General features: G+C 59.7%; 1 protein-coding gene. It reads right to left on the bottom strand.

The features are described 5' to 3' along the window. A partial coding sequence (locus PVA39_RS23285; RefSeq protein WP_274126085.1) for a hypothetical protein occupies nucleotides 1-238 on the bottom strand: 238 nt, incomplete at both ends.

The raw sequence follows: 238 nt of genomic DNA, 5'->3' as shown, positions 1-238 counted from the left end.
ATCGGCAGTGATGTTGGCATCGAGGCTGATGGTCGGGACTGGGGCAGTGACGTCGACGCTATAGCCTTCGCTGTCCGTGGCAGTACCAATGTTGCCGGCCGCATCGGTGGTGCTGATGCTGGCGTTTATGGTTTTGCCGGCATCGGCGACCAGGTCAGAGCCTGGGACGTTGATGCTGAAGCCTAGGGTGCCGTTAGGATTGGCAACGACCGAGCCGGTGAAGTCTTTGCCATTGACG

Origin of the sequence: Pseudomonas sp. CNPSo 3701 (assembly GCF_028674975.1) — a bacterium.
Lineage (GTDB): Bacteria > Pseudomonadota > Gammaproteobacteria > Pseudomonadales > Pseudomonadaceae > Aquipseudomonas > Aquipseudomonas straminea.
Note: the sequence above shows the minus strand (reverse complement) of the source record. Positions and strands in the feature narration are given on the sequence as shown.